We start from the raw sequence: 8,310 nt of genomic DNA, 5'->3' as shown, positions 1-8,310 counted from the left end.
ACATCGCCAAGATGGCCGAAAAGGCCGGTGGCCTGCCCGAGAATGCAGCGATCGGCACCACGGTTGAGGATCAACCGCGGGCGAATATCAACGTGCCGGCATTGCTGCAGGCGAGCGTTGATCTATGGCACGCCAAAACCCGCCCGCTCTTCCTATTCCTGTCCTGCGAGCCACTTATCGGCCCCGCCGATCTGACAGCGTTCAAGGAATACCCGGCATCAAAGTATCACACTGACGCCTTGCGTGGGAAAATCTGGATGCGGCCGGAAGACAACGACATTCCCAGCACAAATCACGTCCATAACGGCCGGGACTACATTGGACTTTGCCACAGCATCCAGTGGGTAATCGTTGGCGGCGAAACCGATCAGGGCGAACACAAGGCGCGGCCGGCGCACCCGGACTGGATTCGCAGCCTGCGCGACCAGTGCGCGGACGCCGGCGTTGCCTTTCATTTCAAGCAGTGGGGCGAGTACGTGCCGCAGCTCGGCGCGGTAACGCTCGATGATGACCCGGAAATCAGCCGGTTCGACTGGATGGAGTGGACCGGCGAGGAATGGGAACACTGGCACAAGCCCATGTGGTGCGACGAGCTGGACCCCGACCACAGCATGATCCGGGCCGGCAAGCGCAAGACAGGCCGCTTTCTGGACCGCGTTGAACATAACGCCCGCCCCGCCGTCCCTGCCCTCACCCTGAAAAATTCCGCAGCCTGAAAGGCGTTTCGATGACAGAGCTTAGATACCTGCCGTCCGCGTGGATGGACGAATCTATCCCGATCCAGAAGAAGACCCGAACAGCTTTATCCAATCGCGCCGGCGATAATTGGTTTCTTCGGCCGACAGAAGAAGACGAAGATGACAGAATTACTCTCAGCGCCTACAGCACGGCGATATCGTCATGTTCGATGAAAACCGCGTCTTTGGCGATTTCACCCTCATCATTGAAGATGATGGCCGATGGCTGACGACTACGCACGTACCGGCGCAAGCCAATTGCTTTCGTCTCGAACGCGAGAACGAAACGATATCTCATTCGATAGATGACCTGATTTCACTCATGGAGATGAAGGAAGGCGAATACTCTATCGATGCCTATTGGTGGTCGGACTATGAAGTTCCGCTTCGCTTCGTTGCTGAAGGCGAAACGGCCCGCTTCGAGCGTATCGAAGGGACCGCGCAATGAGCCGCGATGATCTGGCAAAAGCAGCCCTCAAACTCGCAAACGCAGTTGAGCATGACATGAACGGCAGCATGGGCAAGGGAGCAATGGCGGCCTGCTTTCCGATACGACCTTGCGCGCAGCCCATGAGGTTCATGCGATCCTCCAACCGCGAGAAACGGAGGCCGCGCGATGAAAGACCATCCTATCCTATTCAGCGGCACCATGGTCTGCGCCCAGCTCGAAGAGCGAAAGACGCAATCGCGCCGCCATTTAAAACTGCCGAAATGGGCGGTGCCCGGCACGCTCGAAATCGATGAGGACGGCCCTTATGCTTGCGTAGAGGCCACAAGCTGCCTTGCAAAGGTGCCGCTCAAAGTCTCTGTGGGCGACCGCTTTTGGGTGAAAGAAACGTGGCGTGCGCATCAGTGGTGCGGCGATCTGGTTGAGATTGCCTATGCAGCTCAGCGCGGGAAGGTTGGCTGGACGGACCAGGTGGAGCAAATCCCCTACCCGAACGGCGACAAGGATGCGTTCAAATTTTACGCGCCCAAAGGTCCGGATTTCTGGCGGCCGTCCATCTTTATGCCACGCTGGGCATCTCGCATCACGCTTTGTGTGACCGATGTGCGGGTTGAGCGCCTTCAGGATATCAGCGAGGAGGACGCATTTGCCGAGGGCGTTTGGCACACACCTACCTTCAATCGATTTGCCGACGACCTTCAAGCAGCATGCGTATCACCTCCGGGAAAATGGTTCACCAGCGCAACCGACTGGTACCCGCGATCTATGGGACAGGATCAACGGCCCCGGATCATGGGACAAAAACCCGTGGGTAATTGCCTACACATTCACGGTGCACAAATCCAATATCGACAAACTGGAGGTCCATTCATGACGCACATCGCGTGGAGGCTGAGGCATCGCAACGATGGTCCTCACATGTGGGAATACTACCCACTACCCATTCACCCGCAAACTAATGCGGACATCGTCACTCAGCCCCTCACACTTTCGCAGCTGCTCGACATTCTTAATGACGATAGGCACGCGAACGCCCAAGAGCGCCCGCCGGAGCCGCACCCGCCGCTAGGTTGGGCATCCGACGAGGCCAAACAGCTTCTCTACCCCAGGTCACTGACAAGCGATCTGAAAACGGTACTTTCGACCATGCTCTGGAATTCCGGAACCATGGCCGAACTCTTGCGCGCTGGCGGCGAGAGCATCAACCACAGGGCCGAAGATGAGCAGGCACACGTTTTACATTGGCTTATCGTCACCCTCCTTGAACACGGCGACGATTACCGCACCGTTGCAATGGAACATTTAAGAAAATGCGACGCCGCCCGCACCGCGAATGAAGCCGATGGAGCCGCCACATGAGCATTATCAACGCATGGAAGCCGGAAGAAGACGTTGTATTGCACCAGGTGCTGGGCAAGGTGGCCGAGGAATGCAGCGAGCTGGCGAAGATTGCAACGCGCTGCATGATCCAAGGCTACGCTGAAGCCGATCCCGCTACGCAAAAGCTGAACAGCACCGCGCTCATGGAAGAAGCGGCGGACGTGCGCGCTACGATGCGCTGGCTGTTCGATGTGCTGGATATCCCATTCAAAGGCGAAAGCCCGCGTGAAGCCCGGAAATTCGACGGCTTCAAACGATGGGAGTCAATGCTACGAGCTGCGCCCGACAATCGCCGTTGCCAAAACTGCGACGGCTATAACTGCGATGACGGCTGCGCTTATCCGGAACCAACCACCAAGCAGGAGGCCGGCCGATGACCGCCGCAACAAAGACGCAAAGAGACCTGTACGAAACCGCCGTCATTGAGCGCCTGAAGGAAAGCGGGTTCCTCGAAATCGAGATACGCACCGAAAGTCTCATGCGCTGCGGTGACGGATATCAGGACGAGATCATCAATGCCGGCTGGCACTACTGGAATGCCGCCCTGTCCGCTGCGGAGCCACAGCCCGTGCCATCCGTGGCCGTGAAGGCTTTGGATACATGCGCCGTCGATTTGCTTCTGTACAACCTGCTCGGAGAGGCAATTCAGGAAGGCATGCACAAAGCCACCAATCCCGATTGGGTCACAAAAGACTTTACGCAGACCGTTACATATATCGCTCTTCGCTCCACCATCTCCGCACAGGTGCAGGACGTGGCGGGGACCGTAGAGGCATTCGATAAGGATCACCCGGAGCTTTACTGGCACATTGCCAAAGGGAAGATAACGGCAGGCGAACCGCTCTACGGCGCGATCATCACCGATTCAAAAGGAAACGAAATCGGTCATGGCGAAAGCGATGCCAGCGCCGTCGATGCATTCAATGTCGCTGTCGCGAAAGCCAAGCACCCGTCGGCACCCGAAAAGCAGGACATTGCCTCGCTAGAAACCCAGCTGAAACATCTCATAACGACGCGTCCGAACAAGGCTGCGCTTGCTGCTTTCGATGACGATACGCGCATGTGGTTCGTCGCACAGCTCGCGGGCACAGCCAGCAGCCGCGTACCCCTCACAGACATTGAGGCTTTGGTGGCGCGACACCTGCCACCAGTCACGAACGACGCGCACACGAACTAAGGGAAGAAGGGTTTTGCAGCCGGCGAAACGCCATCACCGAGGAAACTTTGTGACGCCGCTTGCAGAATCAACGGGAATCACTGCTACATGTAGAGATGAAGAATACTCGTCCCTCATCCCGTGAAAGCGTTGCAGCCACCCGCGCAAGACAAGCAGCCAGAGGGCTTGTGAATGTCAGCATTGTTATGCCGGGTGAAGTGGTAGCAGAGATTGACCGTTTGAAACAGGAACGTGGGGCAACGTCCCGCGCCCCGATTTTGGAAGAGGCCGTCAGGTTTTATTTAGAACAAACAAGGGCATAAAGTAAAAAGCCCCACCTTTGGCGAGGCGGGGGCTTTTTGGATAAGTAGATAAAACGATCTTGAGAACCGTAAGACAGTCTCAAGATAGTTCAGAATTAACGAACTCGCAAGATGTTAGCGCTTGCGGGAACGCTGATTTTTTGTCTTCTGTCCATGCCCTCTTGAGAGAGGACAAAGGAACCATGTTCCAGCAGATTGGCGCGGTGCAGGCAAAATCCAGCACCAGACGAACCGGCGCACCCGTGCGCAGAAATTCCCGCCTGAAGGGCAAGTGCGAGGCTGTATTCTGGAAGCCCCTGCCCCGCCACGAAGCCCGCGAAATCCTGCTTGCCGCGCGCAAGTATGAGCTGGCAATGAAACAGCCAGGTAAGCGCACCGGCCCCCTCGGTCACGTCGCCCTTGAAGTGCTGGACTATCTCACCAATCTGGTTGATTTCGGGAACGGCCGGCTTGATCCGTCCATCAGCACCATCATGGAGAAGATCGGCCGCGCCCGAGCTGCTGTATGCCGCGCCCTTGATGCGCTGCGCACTCACGGCTTTGTCGACTGGCTGCGCCGATACATCCCGACCGGCAATGACGGCGCAGGCCCGCAGGTGCAGCAGACAAGCAACGCCTATCGCTTGAGCCTGCCGGCGCGCGCCAAGGCGCTTCTTGGCAAATATGTGAGGAAGGCCACCCCCCTGCCCGATGACGCGCTACAGGCCCAGCAGGAACGTGAAGACGCCATCAAGGCGCACATGGATGGCCTTTCGTCGGCCGACCGCCTGCGGGAGACTGTAGAGGACAGGGCGCGCGCCGAGCAATTGGCCGGGTATGTGGAGCGGGCCGCACAGAACCGCGCCCAGCGGCCCGAGGAAGGCCGCCAGACGCCAGCAGCAAAGCGGATGCAGTTTCATTACACCCAGCCGGCGACGGCGAACCCTGCCATCGAGCGCATCCGCAAAAATTTGGAGGCAAGAAAGGCCGAAAAGCTTTTGAATGAGCGTGAGTTCACTGAAAGAACTGAATCCGGTCCTGATTTTTATAATCCTGCGGATTAATAAGCGGACGCCGCTTGTTCGGTCCGCTCACGCGGCCCTGCGGCGGTTCCGAACCGCGTTAAAGTGCGGTTCGGCGGCAACCTATACGCAGTTTCAGGACCGTTTACACGCCCGGATAGGTCTTTTGGCTTATGAGAGGTCGCAAGGGGAAATCTTGAAGAGAATATTATTCCACATCCCCCGGAGCGGCGTCTTGCGGTGCAACTTTAAGCCGCGCGATAGTCTGGCGGCTCACGCCGTGTTTTCGGGCCAAGGCCGACACGCTGACGCCTTCCGCGAGTTCTGCCTTGGCTGACTTCACTTGCCGATCCGTCAATGCGGGCGGCCGGCCGAAGCGCTTGCCTTTTTCGCGCGCCCGCGCCACGCCGGCTTGCGTCCTTTCAATCAACAGGTCACGCTCAAATTGGGCCATCGCATTCAAAATATGCATCGTCATCGTGCCGGCCGAGCTGGTGAGATCGAGGCCGCCCAGTTGGAGGCAATGCACCCTCACCCCGTTTTCGGCCAGCATCTTGACCGTGCTGCTAACGTCCATGGCGTCACGGCCGAGGCGATCCAGCTTTGTCACGATCAACACGTCTTCCGGTTCGAGTCGGTCGAGCAGTTTCAAGAACCCCGGCCGCTGGGCCACCGGCGTACTTCCAGAGATCGTTTCCGAGACGATCCGGCGCGGCATGATGTTAAAGCCGGCCCTTTCAATTTCCGCGATCTGGTTCTCGGCCGATTGTCCAACCGTCGAAACGCGCACGTAAGCAAAAATTCGAGACATTCTCTCCCCTGCCCTGTCCATAAGTGACCGGGCCATTATTGGACATGTCGCATTTGCTGGAAAGGGGGTTTCGACCAGGTGTTAGCGTCGGCGCCACATCCGGACGATTTTGAGCATGCGCCTTAGCCCCTGCCCTATTGCCCAACCCGTTGATTAGGCACGCGGCATTCACCCGATTTAAAATTAACTGCCTGTTTACTTTAGTCACTCGGCATACCGGATTAGGTGCAAAACCGGGTTCATATAAATATCGGGTTTTTTGGTTTATCCGGTAATAGCGATTATCCGATTAGTGGAAATACCCAGTTGCAATTAAAACCCGATTTGTGTTTATATCCGGTCAATTCATTTACCGGATTTAATAATTAATCCGATATCAACTTTTACCGGGTATTTGAATAAACCAGATTATAGCGTTAACCGGAGAATGACATATGCCTGTTGTCGTAGTGGCTTCATCAAAGGGCGGGGCAGGGAAATCCACTACCGCTGTAGTGCTGGGGACTGAGCTAGCGCATAAGGGTGTCCCTGTGACCATGTTGGATTGCGACCCCAACCGTTCATTGACCATTTGGGCAAACGCTGGGGAAGTTCCGGAGAACATCACAGCTCTAAGCGATGTGACGGAATCCAGCATCGTTAAGACAATCAAGCAGCACGATGTTGATGGAGCCGTGGTGATCGTGGACCTTGAAGGCGTGGCATCCCGCATGGTCTCTAGAGCAATATCACAAGCAGACTTGGTACTCATTCCCATGCGCCCGAAAGCACTGGATGCGACCATAGGCGCGCAGTCGCTACAGCTTATTGCCGAAGAAGAAGAAGCAATTGACCGGAAGATAGCTCACGCGGTCGTATTCACGATGGTTAGCCCTGCGATCCGCTCAAACGAATACACAGGCATCAAGGCGTCACTTATCGAAAACGGAGTAGAAATCATTGAACCGCCTCTTGTCGAGCGGACGGCATATTCCGCACTTTTTCAGTTCGGCGGCAATCTCCATTCAATGAAATCGAAGCAAGGCAATATGGCGGCGGCAATCGAAAACGCCGAGGCCTTCGCGATGGCAATATTCAAGAAACTAACGGAGGCACTGCGATGAATGATTTCAAACTAGATCTAGGGTCGCTGAAACGGACCGCGAAGCCGGCCAGCGAAGCAGCCATCGCGAAGGCTGACGCAGTAGGGGAGGCGAGGGGCTTCGTTGATCGCTCGCCGCGCGGAAAGCCCGGCCGCAAGAAGAGCGAACGCACCGGCCAGGTGCACGCCAAAGTGCTGCCGCACGTTTCCGAAGAGATCGCAGAGGAGGCTATGCGGCGCGGGGTGGTGCAAGGCGTTATCATCGAGGAAGCATGGGCGCTGTACTTGGAGGCCAAAGGATGACGGAGCAAATGCGCTACAGGATTGAACACTACATCGAGGGCCGAGAGCAGGTTATTCCGCTTGACGATCTCGACGTGAAGAAGGCGCGCAGCCGCGCAAGATCATTGAGCAAGCAAGACGATCAATTGGGAAATGGTCTCGGCCATAGCGTCTATCTAATAGGCCAAGACGACAGCGGCACTGATCAGGAGCAATACATCTACATCGGTGGATCGCTTGCGGATAAGGACCTCGTCAAAGACTGGAAATAGCTATCAATGCTCTCTCCACAAAAGCCGCTCGGTGATGCCGGGCGGCTTTTTTGTGTATACAAAAAACTTGCGCCGTCTTAAATTTTATTGTAGATACAAAATATGAAAATCATTTGGGACGAACATAAGCGGAAATCGAACCTGACCAAACACGGTCTAGACTTCGCTGATCTGTCGATTGATTTTTTTGCGGCCGCCAAAATCGAAGAAACCAAGGAAGGCCGTTATCTGGCGATTGGAAACTTTGAAGGCGTTACCGTTATCGCCGTAGTGTTCCGCCCCTATGGCTCCGAAGCCCTTTCCGTCATTTCGATGCGGCGGGCAAGCAAGGCAGAAAGGAATTTCTTATGACCCGGAAATGGCCTCAATTTATTACCGCCGATCTAGGAGACAGCGAAGCCGACGCGGTAGAGATGCGCCGGCGCTGGCATGAGTACGACCGCGCCATGAAAGACCTGATTGCCAAGGGTGGCGTACACCAAGACGAAGATGGTTGGTGGGTTGAAACCGCAACCGGCGAAATGATCGGTCCCGATCCAGAGATTGAGAGACCGCTAGAGGCGGATGACCAAGCAAAGATGAAGCCGCTGCGCGAAGTGCTGCCGGATTTGGCCAAGAGCATCGACCGGGAGATAGCCCGGCGCGGCCGGCCGAAAGCGCAGTCACATAAAACCCCCGTAAACATCCGGCTCGATCCTGAAGTTGTCGAGCATTACAAGGCGATGGGGAAGGGTTGGCAGTCGCGTATAAACAGTGACTTGAAAAAGATATCCGGCCTTCAATGAGCCAGCCATTAAAGCCGCCCCAGCCCGGGCGGCT

At 56.2% G+C, this 8,310-nt stretch carries 12 protein-coding genes and 1 pseudogene; 12 read left to right on the top strand and 1 reads right to left on the bottom strand.

Features of this window, described 5'->3' with window-relative positions; all coding sequences use genetic code 11:
* From CRP02_RS27045 to CRP02_RS27010, 7 genes and pseudogenes are all read left to right on the top strand, one after another.
* A partial coding sequence (locus CRP02_RS27045; protein ID WP_143539342.1) for a DUF5131 family protein occupies positions 1-716 on the top strand: 716 nt, incomplete at its 5' end.
* Positions 717-900: 184 nt separating this feature from the next.
* Positions 901-1,185, top strand: a complete 285-nt coding sequence (locus tag CRP02_RS27040; RefSeq protein WP_097173000.1) for a hypothetical protein — start codon at positions 901-903, stop codon at positions 1,183-1,185.
* 168 nt (positions 1,186-1,353) lie between these two features.
* A pseudogene (locus CRP02_RS28075) lies at positions 1,354-1,849 on the top strand (hypothetical protein); the annotation flags it as partial.
* A 691-nt stretch (positions 1,850-2,540) separates the two neighbouring features.
* A complete protein-coding gene (locus tag CRP02_RS27025) occupies positions 2,541-2,942 on the top strand; it encodes a hypothetical protein (protein ID WP_097172997.1) in 402 nt (133 codons plus the stop codon).
* On the top strand, positions 2,939-3,742 hold the full coding sequence (locus CRP02_RS27020) for a hypothetical protein (RefSeq protein WP_097172996.1): 804 nt from the start codon (positions 2,939-2,941) through the stop codon (positions 3,740-3,742). Before CRP02_RS27025 ends, CRP02_RS27020 begins: the two co-directional genes overlap by 4 nt.
* Before the next feature lie 95 nt (positions 3,743-3,837).
* Complete coding sequence (locus CRP02_RS27015; protein ID WP_097172995.1) at positions 3,838-4,044, top strand: ribbon-helix-helix domain-containing protein; 207 nt, start codon at positions 3,838-3,840, stop codon at positions 4,042-4,044.
* A gap of 182 nt (positions 4,045-4,226) precedes the next feature.
* Complete coding sequence (locus tag CRP02_RS27010; protein WP_097172994.1) at positions 4,227-5,087, top strand: replication protein A; 861 nt, start codon at positions 4,227-4,229, stop codon at positions 5,085-5,087.
* A gap of 166 nt (positions 5,088-5,253) precedes the next feature.
* On the opposite strand, the gene CRP02_RS27005 is transcribed toward CRP02_RS27010, so the two are convergent.
* Entirely contained in the window at positions 5,254-5,856 is a 603-nt protein-coding gene (locus CRP02_RS27005) for a recombinase family protein (protein WP_097172993.1), read from the bottom strand.
* 434 nt (positions 5,857-6,290) lie between these two features.
* Between CRP02_RS27005 and CRP02_RS27000 the strand changes: the two genes are divergently transcribed.
* The 5 genes from CRP02_RS27000 to CRP02_RS28025 all read left to right on the top strand — a co-directional run bounded on the left by CRP02_RS27000 (position 6,291) and on the right by CRP02_RS28025 (position 8,276).
* Complete coding sequence (locus tag CRP02_RS27000; protein ID WP_097172992.1) at positions 6,291-6,959, top strand: ParA family protein; 669 nt, start codon at positions 6,291-6,293, stop codon at positions 6,957-6,959.
* Entirely contained in the window at positions 6,956-7,240 is a 285-nt protein-coding gene (locus CRP02_RS26995) for a hypothetical protein (RefSeq protein ID WP_032489676.1), read from the top strand. Before CRP02_RS27000 ends, CRP02_RS26995 begins: the two co-directional genes overlap by 4 nt.
* Complete coding sequence (locus CRP02_RS26990) at positions 7,237-7,491, top strand: hypothetical protein (RefSeq protein ID WP_097172991.1); 255 nt, start codon at positions 7,237-7,239, stop codon at positions 7,489-7,491. The genes CRP02_RS26995 and CRP02_RS26990 overlap by 4 nt, the downstream gene beginning before the upstream one ends.
* A gap of 102 nt (positions 7,492-7,593) precedes the next feature.
* On the top strand, positions 7,594-7,842 hold the full coding sequence (locus CRP02_RS26985; RefSeq protein ID WP_097172990.1) for a BrnT family toxin: 249 nt from the start codon (positions 7,594-7,596) through the stop codon (positions 7,840-7,842).
* Positions 7,839-8,276, top strand: a complete 438-nt coding sequence (locus tag CRP02_RS28025; protein WP_323455399.1) for a BrnA antitoxin family protein — start codon at positions 7,839-7,841, stop codon at positions 8,274-8,276. Before CRP02_RS26985 ends, CRP02_RS28025 begins: the two co-directional genes overlap by 4 nt.
* The last annotated feature ends 34 nt before the right edge of the window (positions 8,277-8,310 follow it).

This window comes from Rhizobium sp. AN5, from assembly GCF_900215255.1.
Lineage (GTDB): Bacteria > Pseudomonadota > Alphaproteobacteria > Rhizobiales > Rhizobiaceae > Agrobacterium > Agrobacterium tumefaciens.
This window is presented reverse-complemented; position numbering and strand designations above follow the sequence as displayed.